Annotated in this window: 17 protein-coding genes and 1 pseudogene; 15 read left to right on the forward strand and 3 right to left on the reverse strand. The window is 63.0% G+C overall.

All coding sequences use genetic code 11. The features are described 5' to 3' along the window. Positions 1–347 precede the first annotated feature (347 nt). The 4 genes from AC1VWL_RS03185 to AC1VWL_RS03200 all read left to right on the forward strand — a co-directional run bounded on the left by AC1VWL_RS03185 (position 348) and on the right by AC1VWL_RS03200 (position 2,955). Entirely contained in the window at positions 348–1,223 is an 876-nt protein-coding gene (locus AC1VWL_RS03185; protein WP_482985725.1) for a PhzF family phenazine biosynthesis protein, read from the forward strand. Between the two features lie 46 nt (positions 1,224–1,269). After that, positions 1,270–2,061, forward strand: a complete 792-nt coding sequence (locus AC1VWL_RS03190; RefSeq protein ID WP_482985726.1) for a hypothetical protein — start codon at positions 1,270–1,272, stop codon at positions 2,059–2,061. 13 nt (positions 2,062–2,074) lie between these two features. Further along, entirely contained in the window at positions 2,075–2,431 is a 357-nt protein-coding gene (locus AC1VWL_RS03195) for a 5-carboxymethyl-2-hydroxymuconate Delta-isomerase (RefSeq protein WP_482985727.1), read from the forward strand. Positions 2,432–2,562: 131 nt separating this feature from the next. Beyond that, complete coding sequence (locus tag AC1VWL_RS03200) at positions 2,563–2,955, forward strand: bleomycin resistance protein (RefSeq protein WP_482985728.1); 393 nt, start codon at positions 2,563–2,565, stop codon at positions 2,953–2,955. An 84-nt stretch (positions 2,956–3,039) separates the two neighbouring features. Here AC1VWL_RS03200 and AC1VWL_RS03205 read toward each other — a convergent pair whose 3' ends face one another. Next, positions 3,040–3,471 carry a hypothetical protein gene (locus AC1VWL_RS03205; protein ID WP_482985729.1) on the reverse strand — a complete coding sequence of 144 codons (432 nt, stop codon included), beginning with the start codon at positions 3,469–3,471 and terminating at the stop codon, positions 3,040–3,042. Positions 3,472–3,553: 82 nt separating this feature from the next. Between AC1VWL_RS03205 and AC1VWL_RS03210 the strand changes: the two genes are divergently transcribed. Beyond that, the gene (locus AC1VWL_RS03210) at positions 3,554–3,916 is read left to right on the forward strand and encodes a GFA family protein (protein WP_482985730.1); all 363 of its coding nucleotides are present in this window, start codon (positions 3,554–3,556) and stop codon (positions 3,914–3,916) included. Positions 3,917–4,434: 518 nt separating this feature from the next. Here the strand turns inward: AC1VWL_RS03210 and rpsT are convergent. Further along, positions 4,435–4,704, reverse strand: a complete 270-nt coding sequence (rpsT, locus tag AC1VWL_RS03215) for a 30S ribosomal protein S20 (RefSeq protein ID WP_057629708.1) — start codon at positions 4,702–4,704, stop codon at positions 4,435–4,437. A 115-nt stretch (positions 4,705–4,819) separates the two neighbouring features. Here rpsT and murJ point away from each other — a divergent pair, with 115 nt between their 5' ends. The 5 genes from murJ (at position 4,820) to ispH (ending at position 11,850) form a co-directional block, all read left to right on the forward strand. Continuing rightward, complete coding sequence (gene murJ, locus AC1VWL_RS03220) at positions 4,820–6,421, forward strand: murein biosynthesis integral membrane protein MurJ (RefSeq protein ID WP_481533612.1); 1,602 nt, start codon at positions 4,820–4,822, stop codon at positions 6,419–6,421. Between the two features lie 65 nt (positions 6,422–6,486). Next, positions 6,487–7,434: a bifunctional riboflavin kinase/FAD synthetase gene (locus tag AC1VWL_RS03225; RefSeq protein WP_482985731.1), complete on the forward strand. Its 948-nt coding sequence runs from the start codon at positions 6,487–6,489 to the stop codon at positions 7,432–7,434. Further along, complete coding sequence (ileS, locus tag AC1VWL_RS03230; RefSeq protein WP_482985732.1) at positions 7,431–10,262, forward strand: isoleucine--tRNA ligase; 2,832 nt, start codon at positions 7,431–7,433, stop codon at positions 10,260–10,262. The genes AC1VWL_RS03225 and ileS overlap by 4 nt, the downstream gene beginning before the upstream one ends. Before the next feature lie 78 nt (positions 10,263–10,340). Beyond that, a complete protein-coding gene (lspA, locus tag AC1VWL_RS03235; RefSeq protein WP_482985733.1) occupies positions 10,341–10,847 on the forward strand; it encodes a signal peptidase II in 507 nt (168 codons plus the stop codon). A gap of 52 nt (positions 10,848–10,899) precedes the next feature. Next, a complete protein-coding gene (ispH, locus tag AC1VWL_RS03240; protein ID WP_482985734.1) occupies positions 10,900–11,850 on the forward strand; it encodes a 4-hydroxy-3-methylbut-2-enyl diphosphate reductase in 951 nt (316 codons plus the stop codon). Positions 11,851–11,905: 55 nt separating this feature from the next. Here the strand turns inward: ispH and AC1VWL_RS03245 are convergent, their stop codons facing one another. Next, complete coding sequence (locus AC1VWL_RS03245; RefSeq protein ID WP_482985735.1) at positions 11,906–12,856, reverse strand: LysR family transcriptional regulator; 951 nt, start codon at positions 12,854–12,856, stop codon at positions 11,906–11,908. A gap of 153 nt (positions 12,857–13,009) precedes the next feature. Between AC1VWL_RS03245 and AC1VWL_RS03250 the strand changes: the two genes are divergently transcribed. The 5 genes and pseudogenes from AC1VWL_RS03250 to AC1VWL_RS03270 all read left to right on the forward strand — a co-directional run. Continuing rightward, on the forward strand, positions 13,010–14,602 hold the full coding sequence (locus AC1VWL_RS03250) for a GMC family oxidoreductase (RefSeq protein WP_482985736.1): 1,593 nt from the start codon (positions 13,010–13,012) through the stop codon (positions 14,600–14,602). Then, complete coding sequence (locus tag AC1VWL_RS03255) at positions 14,602–14,859, forward strand: putative antibiotic biosynthesis monooxygenase (RefSeq protein WP_482985737.1); 258 nt, start codon at positions 14,602–14,604, stop codon at positions 14,857–14,859. Before AC1VWL_RS03250 ends, AC1VWL_RS03255 begins: the two co-directional genes overlap by 1 nt. 18 nt (positions 14,860–14,877) lie before the next feature. After that, positions 14,878–16,359, forward strand: a complete 1,482-nt coding sequence (locus AC1VWL_RS03260) for an aldehyde dehydrogenase family protein (protein ID WP_482985738.1) — start codon at positions 14,878–14,880, stop codon at positions 16,357–16,359. 75 nt (positions 16,360–16,434) lie between these two features. After that, positions 16,435–17,316, forward strand: a complete 882-nt coding sequence (locus AC1VWL_RS03265) for a catalase (RefSeq protein WP_482985742.1) — start codon at positions 16,435–16,437, stop codon at positions 17,314–17,316. Positions 17,317–17,489: 173 nt separating this feature from the next. Then, positions 17,490–17,936: pseudogene (locus AC1VWL_RS03270) on the forward strand (hypothetical protein); the annotation flags it as partial.

A 17,936-nucleotide genomic window follows, 5' to 3' on the forward strand; every position in this document is an offset into this window, starting at 1 on the left:
AGCGAGGTGCCCCGAAGGGGCGGATGAGGGGAAGCGTGCGAAGCACGCATGCCTTTGATTTCGCCTTTGCAGACAGCAACAACCCAAAAGCACCAAGCAAGCGGACTTCGTCCGCCTCCCCTCACCCCAACCCCTCTCCCGCAAGCGGGAGAGGGGCTAAGGCAAAAGCCAACTGCAACGGCCCAAACCAAGGCAACAGCCACGGCCACGGCCACGGCCAAAGCCAAAGCCAAAGCCAAAGCCAAGGCAACAGCAACTGCAACTGCAACTGCAACTGCAGCAGCAACAGCAACAGCAACAGCAACAGCAACAGCAACAGAACAGCCTCACAGCACTCGGACTCTCCCATGACCACCCGCCGCTTCCTGCAACTCGACGTCTTCGCCCCGCGCCCCGGCACCGGCAATCCACTGGCCGTGGTACTCGATGCCGATGGCCTGGACGATGCTGCCATGCAGGCCATCGCCCGCTGGACCCGCCTGCCCGAAACCACCTTCATCTTCGCTCCGACCAAGCCCGGCACCAGCTACGGCATCCGCATGTTCGCCCCGCAGAAGGAGGTGCCGTTCGCCGGCCATCCCAGCGTCGGCAGCGCGCATGCCGTGCTTGAAAGCGGAGTGGCGGCAGCCATCGACGGACAACTGGTTCAGGACGGCATCGCTGGCCAGTTGCCCTTGCAGATCAGCGAACACGACGGCATCCGCACCATCGCCATCCGCACCCCGCGCGCCTCGGTGGCCGAGATCGTCACTGCTGACGATCCACGCCTGCAGCCGGCCATCACCGGCTGGTCGCTGGGCAAGCTGCCACCGGCCTTGATGGATGGCGGTCGCCGTTGGTGGGTTGTTGAAGTCGCTGATGAGCGCGCACTTCGCGCACTCAATCCCGATTGGGACACGATCGCCACGCTCGCTGAATCCACCGGCGCGATGGGCGTGTTCGCCTATGCACGCGCTGCTGGCGACAACTACCAACTGGTGGTCCGCGCCTTCGTAGGCAATGGCCGTCGTTTCGAGGATGCTGCTTCCGGTGCCGCCAATGCGGTGCTGGCCGCTTGGCTGGACGAGCGCGATGCCCTGCCCGGCGTGGACAAGCGCTACACCGCCAGCCAGGGCCGCGAAGTCGGTCACGATGCCCTGCTGGAACTGCGCATCGACGAGCACGGCGATGTCTGGTCCGGTGGGCAGGTGCAGACGGTAATCCGCGGAACCATTGATTGGTGATGCGGTCAGAGACTCGCCAATAGCCGATCAAGACAAGGAATTCGGAATGCGCAGATGGATCTCACTGCTGATGCTGTTGTTCGCCTTCACCGCGTGCGCTGCGCAACCTTCGGCGCAGCCGACAAAGGCGTTGTTCGTTGGCAACAGCCTCATCTACGTGGGCAACCTGCCAGCGACCTACGCTGCGCTGAGTGCCGCCAATGGCCATCCGCTGCAGAGCCAGATGATCGTCAAGGGCGGCGCGCTACTCGACGAACGGCTTGCAGATGGCTCGGTTCAACGTGCACTGGCCGAGCATCGCCCGCAACTGTTGGTTCTGCAGGAACAAGGCGGCGCCCTGCTGTGCTGGCCCGACGAAGCCGCCTGTACAAGATCGCAGGCGGCGATCAGGGCACTGGCAAAGGCCGGCAGCGACGCCGGCGCGCGCGTCCTGCTGCTGGGCAGCTACCAGGCACACCCGGCGGCATCTACCCGCCTGATTGCCAAGGAAGCAGCCGCCGCCGGACAGGCCGGCATTCCTTATGTGGCAATCTCCGAAGCCCTGCGTAGCGCCTCGGCCGCAGCCCCCGACCTGCAGTGGTATGACGCCGACGGCATGCACCCGGGCCCGGCGCTGACCCTGCTTGATGCCATCGAGCTTTATCGTGCCGTCCATGGCCGCCTGCCTGAGCGCGGCTTCTCGGTGGCGGCACCGATCTATCTACCCAAAAGTGGCCTGGACGCCGACCTGCGCGATGCCGATGCCGCTGCACCGCTCGCCGATACACCCACCCAAATCCACTACCCGGATGCGATGATCCAGCGGATCAACGCGCTGCTGCCATCCGCGCAGCCCTGACAACGAATTCGCCATGCCCCATCTGACCATCGAATACAGCAGCAACCTCGCCACCGCCATTACCCCGGCGGTGCTGCGCACCCTCAACCATGCTCTGCTCGGCACCGGCCAGTTCGAGGAAGCCGACATCAAATCGCGTGCGCTGGCGTTTGATTGCGTCGCGATCGGCACCACCGACAGCCCGCGTGGCTTTGTGGCTGCGCGCCTTGCGATACTCAGTGGTCGCAGCAGCGAGATCAAACGCGATGTTGCCAACGTACTGCTGGAAGCACTTGGATCACTCATTACCGCCAGTGGACTGGAGCTGCAGATCAGTGTCGAGATCTTGGATATCGATCGCGACAGCTACGCGAAAACATTCACGGTCTGATCCTGCGGTCACCGCAGCGTCAACACATCATCGGCGATGCAACAACAAACCGTAAGCAATGCCAAACACAGTGCGAATGCCGGACTGATTCCGCCAGGCTCCTGAACCCAAGCCCCAAACGGACACTTGCCATGACAACCACGCACTTCCATTCGGTGTCGCCATTTCTCGGTGTCGAAGACCTGTCCGCAGTCCTGGCGTTCTATCGCGACAAGCTTGGCTTCTCGCTGGCATGGGAATGGGGTGAACCCGCTGAAATGGCCTCTGTCTGCCGCGACGAGGTGGAGCTGACCCTGGTCACCCGTAGCGATGCCAGACCCGGTGGAATCAGCAGGTTGTACCTGCACATCGACGGCATAGACGACTATCACGCGCAGCTGCTGGCTGCCGGCGTTGCCATCACCGTTGCCATTGGTGACCGGCCCTATGGCATGCGCGATTTCAGCGTCACCGATCCTGCTGGCAACGTGCTGTGTTTCGGGCAGGCGCTGCCGCAGCCGGTGGGGGTTGTGGGAACGGCGTAAGCCGTGAAGCTCGTACCGGGACAGGCAGGTCAACAACTGCAATCGCAAATGAAGCGGTTGCAGTTGGTTCATCAGCTTCGCGGCTTACGCCGCTCCCACATCCCGGGCTGGCTTTTTTGCGCTCTGATAACCCAACCAGGCAAATGGCAGGTAGGCCAGCAGTACGTCCAGCACCTCGAACCAGCGTGGTGCCGGCAGCATGAAACAGCTCGCCACACCACCCGCCAGGAACAGCAAGCCGATCAGCAGTGCCGGCACTTTACTGACTCGGCCAACAATCCAGGTTGCCAGCAACGCACCCGCAAAGGTGCCCAATGCATGGGCGAGGAAGGGGAACAGGAAGTGACGGGCCTCGAACAAGGGCATTGCGGCTTGCAGGCCTTCAGTCGTACTGGTGTCCGTACCGGCAGGTGGTGGCACCAGATGCCCGCCGAGCAGGATCAGCCCCATGTTCACCGCGCTGCCGGCGATCAAGCCCAGCACCACCGCCAGCAAGCCTTTCAGGAATGCGCGCATCACCCTCTCCCCACCCGTCCGATGATGGGCTGAGTATGATCCAAGCCTTGCCTTGTCGCTCGCCTTCTTTCTGGAGATCCGCGTGTCCCACCGTCCCCTGCAGACTTACCGGGGCAGCTGCCATTGCGGCGCTGTCAGCTTCCGCATTGAAACCGACTTCCCGGAGCTGACCACCTGCGACTGCTCGATCTGCCGGCGCAAGAACGCCTTGATGGTGAAGGTGCATGAGTCTGCGTTCGAGCTGCTGTCCGGGCAGGAGGCACTGGTGGAGTATCAGTTTCACACGATGACCGCGCACCACTATTTCTGCGGCACCTGCGGTATCTATCCGTTCCACCGCAAGCGGGTCACCCCGGACTACTACGGGGTGAATGTGTTCTGCCTGGAGGAGTTTGATCCGACGGGGATCCCGGTTCGGGCGACCGTGGGTGCAGGGATGGCCTGATCAGGCATCTGGAATTAGCGCTCGCTTTGGCTTTGGCTCTGGCTTTTTGCTCCGATGCCGTCATTCCCGCGAAGGCGGGAATCGCTCTGCTCCTGGCTCCTGGCTCTTATGCTTTGGCTTTGGCTTTGGCTTTGGCTTTGGCTGTGGCTGTGGCTGTGGCTGTGGCTGTGGCTTTGGCTTTGGCTTTGGTTTTGGTTTTGGCAGTGGCTGGTGCTGGTGCTTGTGCTTAAAGCCCCTCTCCCGCCTGCGGGAGAGGGGTTGGGGTGAGGGCAAGCTTTTGCTTGAAAAGCCAAACCCAGGTCAAAGGCTCCCTCATCCGCCCTCCGGGCGCCTTCTCCCCGCAAGCGGGAGAAGGGAATTGTTCAGGTTTTTCTTGGCCGGCCCAAAGCCAAAGCCAAAGCCAAAGCCCTGCGGGAGGGGGTCTGCCTCACTTCCCCTGAAAATCGCCCAACAAAAAACCCGACACAAGGTCGGGTTTTTCATGCCGGGAGTCTTGCGACTCCTGGTGATCGCACGGATCAGGCAGCCTTGATGGCCTTGATGCGAGCGGTCAGACGGCTCTTATGACGCGCAGCCTTGTTCTTGTGAATCAGGCCACGGGCGCTGAAACGGTCGAGGATTGGCTGGGCGACGGCAAAGGCTGCCTCGGCGCCAGCGGCGTCGTTGGCATCCAGAGCCTTGATCACCTTCTTGACGGCGGTGCGCAGCATCGAACGCTGAGCCGTGTTGCGCGCGTTGCGCACAACGGTCTGCTTGGCGCGCTTCTTGGCGGACTTGATATTGGCCACAGTGGTGGTTTCCTGAAAATCGGTGTGGTGGGAACAGCAAGCATGCAAGTATGATGGCTGTCCGATTGAACGTCAAGTCAAGTTGTCAAGGGGGCCGTGGGTGAGTTCACCGCGCATGTTGCGGGGGCTGCTGTCGTTCAGCAGCATGACGATGATTTCCCGGGTTCTTGGCCTGGTTCGTGATCAGGTTATCACTACCACCTTCGGTAGTAACGCGGTCACCGACGCCTTCTGGGTGGCGTTCCGTGTGCCCAATTTCCTGCGTCGCCTGTTCGCCGAAGGCTCCTTCGCCACGGCGTTCGTGCCGGTCTTCACCGAGGTCAAGGAAACCCGTCCGCATACCGACCTGCGCGAGCTGATGTCGCGGGTGTCGGGTACCTTGGGTGGCGCGCTGCTGGTGGTCACCGCATTGGCGCTGATCTTCACGCCGCAGCTGGCCTTCCTGTTCAGCAGTGGTGCGACGGATCCGGCCAAGCAGGGCTTGCTGATCGACCTGTTCCGGCTGACCTTCCCGTTCCTGCTGTTTGTCTCACTGACCGCCTTGGCTGGCGGTGCGCTCAATAGTTTCCAGCGATTTGCCATGCCGGCGCTGACGCCGGTGATCCTCAACCTGTGCATGATCGCCGGCGCGCTGTGGTTGGCGCCGCGGCTGGGCGGCACGCCGGAGAAACAGATTCTGGCATTGGGCTGGGCGGTGCTGGCGGCAGGTGTGCTGCAGCTGTTGTTCCAGTTGCCCGGGCTGAAGGGCATCAATCTGCTGACCCTGCCGCGTTGGGGCTGGAACCACCCGGATGTGCGCAAGGTGCTGACCTTGATGGTGCCGACCCTGTTCGGCTCTTCGGTGGCGCAGATCAACCTGTTGCTGGACACCGTGATCGCCGCGCATCTGACTGACGGCTCGCAGTCCTGGCTGTCGTTGGCTGATCGCTTCCTGGAGCTGCCGCTTGGCGTGTTTGGGGTGGCTTTGGGGACGGTGATCCTGCCAGCGTTGGCCCGTCATCACGTCAAAACCGACGGCGAGGGCTTCTCCAATGCGCTGGATTGGGGCCTGCGCATGACCTTGCTGATCGCAGTGCCGGCGATGCTGGCACTGCTGCTGTTGGCCGAACCGCTGATCGCCACGCTGTTCCAGTACAAGAAGTTCACCGAATTCGATACCCAGATGACCGCACTGGCGGTCTACGGCCTGAGCTTCGGTCTGCCGGCATTCGCCTTGCTGAAAGTGGTGCTGCCCGCGTTCTACTCGCGTCAGGACACCAAGACCCCGGTGCGTGCCGGTCTGGTCGCGCTGGTCGCTAACATGGTCTTCAACTTCATCCTGCTGGCAGTGGTTTTCCACCTCATGGTGCCGCCGGAGCTGAAGGCGCAGGGCGTGATGGTGGCGCTGGGCAAGCAGCCGGGCCTGCATCTGGCGCTGGGTATTGCCAGTGCGTTGTCCAGCTACCTGAACCTGATCCTGCTTTGGCATTGGCTGGGCAAGACGGGCGTCTATCAGCGCCGGCCGGGCTGGGGGGGCTATCTGCTGCGTCTGGCGTTGGCCTGTGCGGTGATGGTGGCGGTGCTGCTGGGCCTGCTGCACTGGCTGCCGGCGTTCACGCCGATGGATAAGTGGCAGCGTGCCAGTGCCCTGGCGCTGCTGGTGGGCGCCGGCGGTGCGAGTTATCTGCTGGCAATGGTTGCGATGGGCTTCCGTCCGCGCGACCTGCGCGGCCACTGAGCTGCCCGTTATACTTCAGGGCTACACACGACAGAACCGGCCCGTATGGGCCGGATCCGGATGGAATGAGCAGGCTTTTTAGAGACGTCGAAGGCGGGGTGTTGTTCCCGCAGGGAAGCGTGGTCTGCATTGGTGCCTTCGATGGCCTGCACCTGGGCCATCGGGCGCTGGTGCGCCACGCGGTTGCCCGTGCCCGCGCCTTGGGTGTGCCGGCCGTAGCCTTGGGCTTCGAGCCGCTGCCGCGCGAGTTCTTTGCCAAGGACAACCCGCCGCCGCGGCTGATGCTGGCGCGTGACAAGGTCGCCACCCTGCGTGAGCTGGGGGTCGACAGCGTCGGCCTGCTGCGCTTTGACGCCAAGATGGCGGCGATCACCGCCGAGGACTTCGTCCGCGACATGCTGGTGCGCCGGCTGGGTGCGCGTGAAGTCTGGATCGGTCCCAAGTTCCATTTCGGCAACCGCCGCGGCGGCGATATCGCGCTGTTGCAGGCGATGGGCGCCGAGCTGGGCTTTGTCGCCGGCGAGATCGAGCCGGTGCACCTGAACGGCGAGCGCATTTCCAGCACCCGCATCCGCGAGCTGATCGTGGCCGGCGAGTTCGCCCATGCCGGCGAATTGCTGGGTCGTCCGTATGCGATCGGCGGCCGGGTCGTGCGCGGGCGCCAGCTCGGCCGCACCCTGGGCTTCCCCACCGCCAACTTGCGTTTCCCGAAAACACCCGCACTTTCTGGTATCTACGCTACGTGGGTGCACGGCGTGTTCGAGCAGCCATGGCCGTCGGTGTCGAGCTTTGGCACGCGCCCCACGGTTGAAGGTGTGGAGCCGCTGCTTGAGGCACATCTGTTCGACTTCAATGGCGACCTGTACGGCCGTCACATCGAAGTTGAGTTCGTGGCCAAGCTGCGGGATGAAGAGAAGTTCAACGGTCTGCCGGCATTGACCGAGCAGATGCACCGCGACGCAGAACAGGCGCGTCGCATCCTCAACGAACACAGATTGCGAGCTACCGCGTGAGCCAGGATTACAAAGCCACCCTCCATCTGCCGGCAACGGAATTCCCGATGCGCGGCGACCTGCCCAAGCGTGAGCCGGGCATCCTGGCACGTTGGGAAGAGCAGGGTATTTACGCGCAGCTTCGCGACAACGCGAAGGGTCGCCCGCTGTTCGTGCTGCACGACGGCCCGCCGTATGCCAACGGCCAGATCCACCTGGGCCACGCGGTCAACAAGATCCTCAAGGACATCATCGTCAAGTCGCGTTACATCGACGGCTTCGATGCGCCCTACGTGCCGGGCTGGGATTGCCATGGCCTGCCGATCGAAATCGCGGTCGAGAAGAAGTGGGGCAAGGTCGGCGTCAAGCTTGATGCCGAACAGTTCCGCCAGAAGTGCCGTGAGTACGCCGAAGAGCAGATCAACCTGCAGCGCGCTGATTTCAAACGCCTGGGTGTGATCGGCGATTGGGAGAACCCGTACAAGACGCTGAGCTTCGACTTCGAGGCCAATGAAATCCGTGCGCTGGCCAAGATCGTCGCCAATGGCCACCTGGTGCGTGGTGCCAAGCCGGTGCACTGGTGCTTCGACTGCGGCTCGGCGCTGGCTGAAGCGGAAATCGAATACCAGGACAAGACCTCGCCGGCCATCGATGTGGCCTACGCCGCGCGCGACTCCAAGACGCTGGCTGCCAGCTTCGGTGTCGAGCTGCCGGCCGGTGTGGAAGTGGCGGTGCCGATCTGGACCACCACGCCGTGGACGTTGCCGGCATCGCTGGCGGTGTCGCTGGGTGCGGATATCGAATACGTGCTGGTTGAAGGCCCGGCCCACAACGGCCAGCCGCGCTGGTTGGTGCTGGCTTCTGCCCTGGCCGAGCGCTCGCTGGGCCGCTACGGCGTGGCCGAGGTGGTCGTGCATGGTCACGCCAAGGGTTCGGCGCTGGAGAACCAGCTGCTGGCTCACCCGTTCTATGCCAACCGTGACATCCCGCTGCTCAATGGCGAGCACGTATCCGATGCGGACGGTACCGGTGCAGTGCACACCGCGCCTGGCCACGGCCAGGAAGACTTCGCGGTCAGCCAGCAGTACGGCTTGATGGACAAGTACAACGCCGGCCAGATCAATCCGGTCGATGGCCGTGGCGTCTACCTGTCGTCGACGCCGCCGGCTGGCACGGTTGAGCTGGCTGGCCAGCACCTGTGGAAGGCACAGCCGCTGATCGTCGATGTGCTGCGCGAGAGCGGCGCGTTGCTGGCGTTCTTCGAGATCCAGCACAGCTACCCGCATTGCTGGCGCCACAAGACACCGGTGGTGTTCCGCGCCACCCCGCAGTGGTTCATCTCGATGGACAAGGCTAACCTGCGCAATGATGCGATGGCTGCCATCGACAACGTGGGCTGGTTCCCGAGCTGGGGCAAGGCGCGTATCAGCAGCATGGTCGACGGCCGCCCTGACTGGTGCATCAGCCGCCAGCGCACCTGGGGTGTGCCGATTGCCTTGTTCACCCACCGCGAAACCGGCGAGCCGCACCCGCGCAGCGTCGAGTTGATGCAGCAGGTGGCCGACCGCGTGGAGCAGGGCGGCATCGACGTCTGGTATTCGCTGGACGCCACCGAACTGCTTGGCGATGAAGCCGCCCAGTACGAAAAGGTCACCGACATCCTCGATGTCTGGTTCGACTCCGGCGTGACCCATGAAGGCGTGCTGCTGGCACGTGGCTATGGCAAGCCGGCCGACCTGTACCTGGAAGGCTCCGACCAGCACCGCGGCTGGTTCCAGTCCTCGCTGCTGACTGGCGTGGCTATCGACAAGCACGCGCCGTACAAGCAGTGTCTGACCCACGGTTTCACAGTGGACGAGCACGGCCGCAAGATGTCCAAGTCGTTGGGCAACGGCATCGAGCCGCAGGAAATCATGCGCACGCTGGGTGCTGACATCCTGCGTCTGTGGATTGCTTCTGCCGATTACAGCAACGAGATGTCGCTGTCGCAGGAAATCCTCAAGCGCAACGCCGACGCCTACCGTCGCCTGCGCAACACCGCGCGCTTCCTGCTTGGGAACCTGGATGGCTTCGATCCGGCCCAGCACCTGGTTGCATTGCCGGACATGGTCGCCCTGGACCGCTGGATCGTGCATCGCGCGTTCGAGCTGCAGGAGAAGATCAAGGTCGCCTACGCCAGCTACAACATGGCCGAGATCGTGCAGCTACTGCTGAACTTCTGCAGCGTCGATCTGGGCTCGCTGTACCTGGACGTGACCAAGGACCGCCTGTACACGATGCAGGAAGATTCGCGCGGCCGTCGTTCGGCGCAGAGTGCGATGTTCCATATCGCCGAAGCGTTCGTGCGTTGGGTTGCGCCGATCCTGACCTTCACCGCCGAAGAGCTGTGGGGCTACCTGCCGGGCAAGCGCGTCGACAACGTGTTGTTCTCCACCTGGTATGACGGCCTGGCGCCGTTGCCGGCCGATGCACAGTTGACCGCTGCCGATTTCGACCAGCTGCTGGCACTGCGTGAGCAGGTCTCCAAGGTGCTGGAGCCGATGCGTGCCAATGGCGCCATCGGTGCCGCGCTGGAGGCGGAGATCACCGTTGCTGCCAACGAAGAGCAGGCTGCACGCTGGCAACCGCTGGCCGAGGAGCTGCGCTTCCTGTTCATCAGTGGCGATGTCAGCGTGCGTCCGGCCACCACCGACGAGGTGTTTGTCAGTGCGCAGCCGACCGACAAGGCCAAGTGCGTGCGTTGCTGGCATTACCGCGCCGATGTCGGCTCGGTCGAGGCGCATCCGGAGCTGTGCGGCCGTTGCGTCAGCAATATCGACGGCGCTGGCGAGAACCGCCGCTGGTTCTAAGCCATCCGTCACGCGGAGCGGGTGGGGTAGCGAGCAGCGCTCCATCCGTTTCATCGCAGTCAACTACAGGCGTATTACATGCAAGCAAAGGCTGTTAAACCCAATGCGTTGATCTACCTGCTGGTGTCCGTGGCCGTGATCGGCCTGGACCAGTGGAGCAAGGCCTGGGTGCTGTCCAGCCTGCCAGAGTTCACCCCGGTGCCGGTGATCGACGGTTTCTGGAACTGGTACCGCACCTATAACACCGGCGCGGCATTCAGCTTCCTCAGTGATGCTGGTGGCTGGCAGCTGTGGTTCTTCACGTTTCTGGCCATCGCGATCAGTGGCCTGATGGCGTTCTGGCTGTCGCGCACGCCGCGCGCCAACTGGCGTAGTGCGCTGCCGTATGCGCTGGTGATCGGCGGTGCCATCGGCAACGTCATCGACCGCCAGATTCATGGTCATGTGGTTGATTTCATCCAGTGGTATATCGGTGACCACTACTGGCCGTCGTTCAACATCGCCGATGCGGCGATCGTGGGCGGCGCCATCGGCATCGCCTTGATGGGTCTGCTTGATGGCAAGGCCGAGAAAAAAGCCGGATGATGCCGGCATCTGTTCCCGCATTAGCGACCGTCAGCGGTCGGAGTCGTTGAAGATGGACGTATTGCTCGCCAATCCCCGTGGTTTCTGTGCCGGTGTAGACCGCGCCATCGAGATCGTCAAACGCGCCATCGAAACCCTGGGCGCGCCGATCTATGTGCGCCACGAAGTGGTGCACAACCGTTTCGTGGTCGATGACCTGAAGGCACGCGGCGCCATCTTCGTTGAAGAGCTCGACGAAGTGCCGGACGGCAATACCGTCATCTTCAGTGCGCATGGTGTATCGCAGGCGGTGCGTATCGAAGCCGATCGCCGCGGCCTGAAGGTATTTGACGCCACCTGTCCGCTGGTGACCAAGGTGCATCTCGAAGTTGCACGCCACTGCCGTGCTGGCCGCGATGTGGTGCTGATTGGCCACGAAGGTCATCCCGAAGTGGAAGGCACGATGGGCCAGTGGAACCGCGAGAACGGCAAGGGCAAAATCTACCTGGTCGAGAGCGTGGAAGACGTGGAAGCGCTGCAGGTCTCGCAGCCGGAAAACTTCGCATTCACCACCCAGACCACCTTGTCGGTGGATGACACCCGTGCGGTGATCGAAGCACTGCGCAAGCATTTCCCGATGGTGCAGGGGCCGAAGAACGACGACATCTGTTATGCCACGCAGAACCGCCAGGATGCGGTGCGTGACCTGGCCACGCAGTGTGATCTGGTGCTGGTGGTCGGTTCGCCGAACAGCTCCAACTCCAATCGGCTCAGCGAACTTGCACGTCGTGAGGGCGTGGAGTCCTACCTGATCGATGGGGCGGACGAGATCGATCCGCAGTGGGTGGTTGGCAAGCAGCACATCGGCCTGACCGCTGGCGCATCGGCACCGCAGGTGCTGGTGGATGGTGTGATTGCACGGCTGCGCGAGCTCGGCGCTGGCAGCGTCCGCGAAACCGGCGGCGAGCCCGAGACCATGGTGTTTGCGTTGCCCAAGGAGCTGCGCCTGCGCTTGGTGGACTGAGTTTTCGCCTGGTATCGCAGCTGATGAAGCCGGCCGTAGGGTCGGCTTCACTCGTTCAGGGCTGGCCCGACGCTGCGGTGCTGGTGATGTTGAACAGGTTGCCTGCACGCTTCGAGATGAACTCGATGAAGACGCGCACGCGCAGTGCCTGTGCGGACATCGGTGGCCATACGAGGAAGACGCCGAGCGGCGCGACAGCGTTGCTTTGGAGCACTTCCTGAAGTCGGCCAGTGGCGATGTCCTCGCGCACCACAAAGTCCGGTAGTTGCACGATGCAGAGTCCGGCCACGGCTGCTTCTACCAACGCGCCGGCATCGTTGAGGTGGCAGTCCGGGGCGGGGATCGGAGGCTTGGAGATGGTGTGGTTCTGGAACCGCCAAGGTTCCAGCCGCTGATTGCCGCGGTGGCGGTAGTGAAGGCAGCAGTGGCTGCCCAGCTCGGCGATCGAGGTTGGCGTGCCGTTCTCGGCAAGATAGCCCGGCGAGGCGCAGGTGATCAGTGTATACGATCCCACGCGCCGCGCCTGCAGGCTGGAATCTTCGAGCTCGCCGGCCCACAACGCCAGATCAAAACCTTCCTCGATGATATCGGGTCGAGGAAGATCGAAACTGAGCGCAACCTTGACCTCCGGATAGAGTGCGTGGAAGTCGTGCAATGCGGGCACCAGGAACCTGCGGCCCAGAACGGGAGTGGCGGTGATCCGCAGGCGCCCGCGTGGCGTGCCTTGGCGCGTGTTCAACTCGCGCTCTGCCTCCTGTAGGTCCTTCAATACCTTGTCGACGTAGTGGTACAGCACCTCGCCTTCGTCGGTAAGGGCCAGCGAACGGGTAGTGCGGTTCAGCAGGCGCGTGCCCAGGCGGAACTCGAGGCGTTCCACTGCCTTTCCCACTGCCGAAGCGGATAGGCCCAATTGCCGGCCTGCGGCCGAGAAGCCACCCGTCTGCACGGCAGATGCGAACGCGATCAAGCCATTCAATGATTCCAGCGATGAGAGGACTGAGGACATTTTTTCCTGAGTGTCATGACGTGTGCAGGGATTCCGCCTGCGCCGGCTGGGGTCGAGGATGGCCACCGTGGTCCCGGTGCCAGCAGTGCTTGCATCAACGTTCGCAGGTGACGGGCGGTGGCAGGAAGGATGGGTTGCGAGGAGGTGTTCGCCATGGTTACTCGGCAAAAATACGCGGGTACAGGCATGCAGGTGCAGGGTGACAGTGCGCATGCAGTGGCGGTTTCGGGCCATTCGTACTACGACGTGGTCATTGTCGGCGGTGGCTCGGCCGGCGCGGTGATGGCGAGCCGGCTCAGCGAGGATCCATTCCGGCGCGTGCTGTTGATCGAAGCTGGGCAGGCTTATGCGCCGGATGCCTATCCTGATGCGGTGCGGTTGCAGCACATCATCGGTGGCGATTCCGCACACGACTGGGGCTACTCGGCCGAACCCAACATCTATGGCGCGACGATGCCGGTGCCACGCGGCAAGGTGCTTGGTGGTTGTTCTGCGGTCAATGCGGGTGTGGCGATGCGCGCACCCGCTGGTGACTTCGAGCGTTGGACCGCTGCCGGTCTTGAGCATTGGACTGCACAGGAGGTATTGCCGTTCTTCCAGCGCAGCGAGCGCACCGTGCACGGTGACGATGCCATGCATGGACGAGGTGGACCCTGGCCTATCCACTACCTGCAGGATGACGAAGTCTCGGACATGCAACGCGCCTTCGTGGCCTCCGCCGTGCAGGCCGGGTTTGCCAGGGTGACCGACTTCAACGGCGAGCAACCGTTCGGTGTTGGCCCTTACCCGATGAACAACCGGATGGGGCAGCGGCTCAATACCGGCATGACCTATCTATCCCTGGATGTACGGATGCGCCCCAATCTGTGCATCCGCAGCCAGGCCCTTGTGGACCGGGTAGCGTTTGATGGTCGCCGCGCAGCGGCGGTGGTGTTGGCTGATGGTCAGCGCATTGAAGCCGACAGCATCGTCCTGAGTGCGGGCACCTATGGCACCGCAGCGGTGCTGCTGCGCTCGGGTATTGGTCCCGCCAATGATCTACTGGAACTGGACATTGATGTGGTTGCCAATCTTCCAGTCGGTCAACGCCTGCAGGAGCACCCGTTCTTCTACACAACCTGGGCGGCGCGCCCGGACCGGCTCGGTCTGCCGGTGCCACCCGTGGGCGCGATCCTGTGGGCGCGGTCATCCAAGGCGGCTGCCAATGTCGGGGACTTCCACGTATCGGCAGTACATTACGGTGATCCGCAGGCATCGCCAACTGGTGCCATCTTCATGCTGGCCTTGGCGCTGACCCGGCCGAGTTCGCGGGGTAGGGTGACGCTGCGCTCGCGTGCTGCCGATGCAGCGCCGATCATCGCGCTCAACCTGCTGGCCGACGCGCAGGATCGGCAGTTGATGGTGGAGGGCATCGAGCTGATCCGGCGTATTGCCCGGCAGGGACCACTGGCGTCGATGATTGCCGAGGAAATGGTGCCGGGCGCGCTGTCGAGCTCATACGAAGCGCTGGAAGCGGCATTGCCGATGGCGCTGGATATCTACCACCATCCGACCTCCACCGCGCCGATGGGCGGTGCCAACGATGTACATGCGGTACTCGACTACCAAGGGCGTGTGCGCGGCATTGACGGCCTGCGCGTTGCCGACGCCTCGGCGTTCCCGGATGTGCCCTGCGTGGCAACCAATCCAACGGTGATCATGCTGGCTGAGCGCATCAGCCAATGGATGCGGGATGCGGATGGCTGATGTGGCGCACCGAACTCGCACCGCGTTTGAAGCGTACCGCGCTGGTCTGGCTGGCGGTGTATCCGACCGTGCTGACGGTGGTGAGTGTGCTCGGTCCGTGCTTCAGGCAGTGGCCGTTGCCGCTGCGGGTGCTGGGGTCGACGCTGGTCATCGTACCGATCGTGGTCAATATCAGTACGCCATTGGTGGAGACGCTGCTATCTGCAGTGCGTCGCTATTGGCTGCGTCACAAGCAGCGCTCGACCAGTCATGAGTAATCAATGTGCGGAGGTCACATGAGCAGTGCAACCAGGTCCCCAGAGCAACTGCGCCGAGCTGCCAACTGGATCAATGGTATTCCGCGTTTTGATGGGGTGCTCAAGGACTCGATCAATCCGGCCACCTACGAGGTGATCGGCAGCTACCCGGACAACGGCCGCGCGGCAGCGATGGCGGCGGTGTCTGCCGCAGCGCAGGCGTTCCAGCAGACGATGTGGGCTCATGACCATGAGCTGCGTGCGCGGGTGCTGGAGCAGCTGGCGCAGGCGTTTGAGCGCAATCGCTCCCGGTTGGCGGAGATCCTGTCGTTGGAGAATGGCAAGATCGCTGCCGAGGCCGCGTTCGAACTGGACATGGTGCCGAGCAAGCTGCGCTATTCGGCAGCGACGGCGATGCTGGAAGCTGGCCGTGCCCTGCGGCCCAAACCGGGGCGGCTGTCGATGGTCCTGCGCCAGCCAATGGGTGTGGCGGCGGTGATCGCTCCCTGGAACTCGCCGGTGGTGCTGACCATCCGATCGCTGGCGCCGGCACTGGCTGCGGGCTGCACTGTGGTGATCAAGTTGCCGGCGCAGGTGGCGCAGACCGCCAGCACCATGGCCAGGATCATGGCCGAGGCCGAGTCATTGCCGCGCGGCGTAATCAATCTGTTCTTCGAGAGTGGCCCGGAAGGTTCCAGCTACCTGGTGGATGCACCGCAGGTGCCGGTGGTCAGCTTCACCGGTTCCACCCGCACCGGCCGTGCCATCAGCAGCAGCGGCGCGAAACACCTCAAGCGTTTCGGCATGGAGCTGGGTGGCAAGACACCGATGATCCTGTTCGAGGATGCCGATCTGGCGCAGGCGCTGCCGGTGATCGAGAAAGCACTGACGGTATTCAGTGGCCAGTTCTGCATGACCGGCTCACGGCTGCTGGTGCATGACCGCATCTACGACGTGGTGCGTGACGGCATGGGTGCACGCCTGCGCATGGTCAAGGTTGGGCCTGCGGCCGACCCGAGCAGCGACATGGGGCCATTGATCGACCGCGCCAATGTGCAGCGGGTGGAAGCGGTGGTGGAGGAAGCAATCAGTTATGGTGCGGTGGTGGTTGAACGCGGTGGGCCCATTACCAGCGGCCCGCTGCGCAAGGGCGCGTTCTTCCGTCCGGCCTTGCTGGAAGTGTTCGACAACGCATTGGCCATCATCCAGCAGGAAACCTTCGGCCCGGTGCTCACCATTCAACGTTTCAGCGATGAGGCGCAGGCGATTCGCCTGGCCAACGACAGCGAGTATGGGTTGGCGGCCAGTGTGTGGACGCGTGATGTTGATCGCGCGCTGCGCGTGGCTGAAGCGCTTGATGCGGGCTCGGTCTGGATCAACGACTGGGCGCGGGTGTTTGACGGCACGGAGGAGGGCGGTTTCAAGCAGTCAGGGCTCGGGCGGCTCAATGGATTGGCCGCCTTGGAGGATTTTCTGGAATACAAACACATCGCGCTGCGCCCAGGCTTGGGCGAGCGCTGACCAGCGCCGCATCTTCGCGAGCTGCTGTTTGCTGCCACGGTGGTGCGGTGGGAGGACACGGCGATGGTGACAGACATGTCGCAGGCGTTGTTTGCTGCCTTGCAGGCCGGGGCGAAAGTTGCGGCTGGCGGCCGGGTGAATCATGCGCGCGGCCTGCTGGTGGAAGGTCACTTCCGCGCCACTGCAACGGCACCACAGTTCTGCATGGCAGCGGTATTCGGCGGCGAAGATCTGCGTGTGCTGGCGCGCTTCTCAAGTTCCGGGGCCAATCCGCATATCGACCAGCGCAGCCCCGCGGGCGAACCGCGCGGACTGGCGCTGCGGATCGGCAACAAGGCGGCGATGGTGCTGGTCGGCCATTCGCTTGAAGGCTTCCCGGCCAGTGACCCCGAGGCGTTTCTCGTCTTCTTGAATGCGTTGAACCAGCGTGAGCGCTTGCCCGCGATGCTGGCCGCACAGATGGCGGGCTGCCCGGCGGTGGCGCACTTTGAGGAAATGCGCGCAGGGGCAGTGACCAGCAGCTTCAGCGCCTTGGATTACCACATGCTGCACGCTTACCGGCTGATCGCCCCGGACGGACATGCCCGCATCGGCCGCCTCAGCGTGCGCGCGACCAAGCCTTATGTCGCCCGTGCACCACCGGATGGTCCCGATTACCTGGACAAGCGCCTGCGTGGCGAGCTGTCGAAAGGCAGCGTGATGTTCGCCCTGCTGTTCACCCCGGTACCCGAAGGCGAGGATCCGGCCGACATCAGTCGCGGCTGGGATCCCGACGCGCCATCGTTCGCGCTGGGTCACATCTGGCTGGAGCGGCTGCTCCCGCACCAGACCAGCCAGCGCAAAGTAGCCTTCGACCCGGCGCTGCTACCGGCGGGGATAGGGTTTGCGGGTGACCCGATGCTGCATGCAAGGCTCAGGGCGTATCGGGTGGCGGCTGCGCGGCGGTTGGGGCGGTAGCCTATCCGCAGGCAGCAAGCGGTCGCGTGGTTCGTCGGACATACAATTCGCGCAATCGTGTAGTTTCCTTGTCGACGCCAAACCATAGGGGAAATCAAACGTTTATCTACGCGCCTGACGGTTTGCCAAGTCAGATAACGACAGACAATGACGGGGACGGGGAAGGGCGGGTAGTGAATTACTATCTCTATAACAAGAGAAGGCTGCTGGTTTCCGAGGCCGTGCAGCAGCCGGGTTTGTACCAGTGGTTGCTGAGCTACGGGTATGACGCCAACGGAAATCTAGCCTCTCAGGGCTATCCTACCGGCAACATCATTACGTATAGCCCGAATGCTTTGGGTCAACCGAAACTGGTGGTCGGCAGCAGTGATGGTCACACCTATGCCTCAGGTATCAGCTATTTCCCAAATGGTGCATTGAAGTCTTTCGCCTACGGAAACAACGTCCTGCACCAGATGACGCAGAATGCCCGGCAGCTTCCTGCGCGTAGTATTGATAGCGGAGTGCTCAATCTGGACACTCGCTTCGATGAAAATGGAAATCCCAGTGACATCTACGATGTTGCAAGAGGAGGCACCTACAACCTTCATCTGCAATACGATGCGCGCGATCGACTGATA

The organism is Stenotrophomonas sp. STEN063, from assembly GCF_056854515.1.

Bases quoted from the DNA above. Each gene is read 5' to 3' on its own strand.
- AC1VWL_RS03190 (WP_482985726.1), top strand. From the start codon at position 1,270: ATGCGCAGATGGATCTCACTGCTGATGCTGTTGTTCGCCTTCACCGCG.
- AC1VWL_RS03260 (WP_482985738.1), top strand. From the start codon at position 14,878: ATGAGCAGTGCAACCAGGTCCCCAGAGCAACTGCGCCGAGCTGCCAAC.
- AC1VWL_RS03265 (WP_482985742.1), top strand. From the start codon at position 16,435: ATGTCGCAGGCGTTGTTTGCTGCCTTGCAGGCCGGGGCGAAAGTTGCG.
- AC1VWL_RS03245 (WP_482985735.1), bottom strand. From the start codon at position 12,856: ATGTCCTCAGTCCTCTCATCGCTGGAATCATTGAATGGCTTGATCGCG.
- murJ (WP_481533612.1), top strand. From the start codon at position 4,820: ATGTTGCGGGGGCTGCTGTCGTTCAGCAGCATGACGATGATTTCCCGG.
- AC1VWL_RS03200 (WP_482985728.1), top strand. From the start codon at position 2,563: ATGACAACCACGCACTTCCATTCGGTGTCGCCATTTCTCGGTGTCGAA.
- AC1VWL_RS03250 (WP_482985736.1), top strand. From the start codon at position 13,010: ATGGTTACTCGGCAAAAATACGCGGGTACAGGCATGCAGGTGCAGGGT.
- AC1VWL_RS03195 (WP_482985727.1), top strand. From the start codon at position 2,075: ATGCCCCATCTGACCATCGAATACAGCAGCAACCTCGCCACCGCCATT.
- AC1VWL_RS03255 (WP_482985737.1), top strand. From the start codon at position 14,602: ATGTGGCGCACCGAACTCGCACCGCGTTTGAAGCGTACCGCGCTGGTC.
- AC1VWL_RS03205 (WP_482985729.1), bottom strand. From the start codon at position 3,471: ATGCGCGCATTCCTGAAAGGCTTGCTGGCGGTGGTGCTGGGCTTGATC.
- lspA (WP_482985733.1), top strand. From the start codon at position 10,341: ATGCAAGCAAAGGCTGTTAAACCCAATGCGTTGATCTACCTGCTGGTG.
- ispH (WP_482985734.1), top strand. From the start codon at position 10,900: ATGGACGTATTGCTCGCCAATCCCCGTGGTTTCTGTGCCGGTGTAGAC.
- AC1VWL_RS03225 (WP_482985731.1), top strand. From the start codon at position 6,487: ATGAGCAGGCTTTTTAGAGACGTCGAAGGCGGGGTGTTGTTCCCGCAG.
- AC1VWL_RS03185 (WP_482985725.1), top strand. From the start codon at position 348: ATGACCACCCGCCGCTTCCTGCAACTCGACGTCTTCGCCCCGCGCCCC.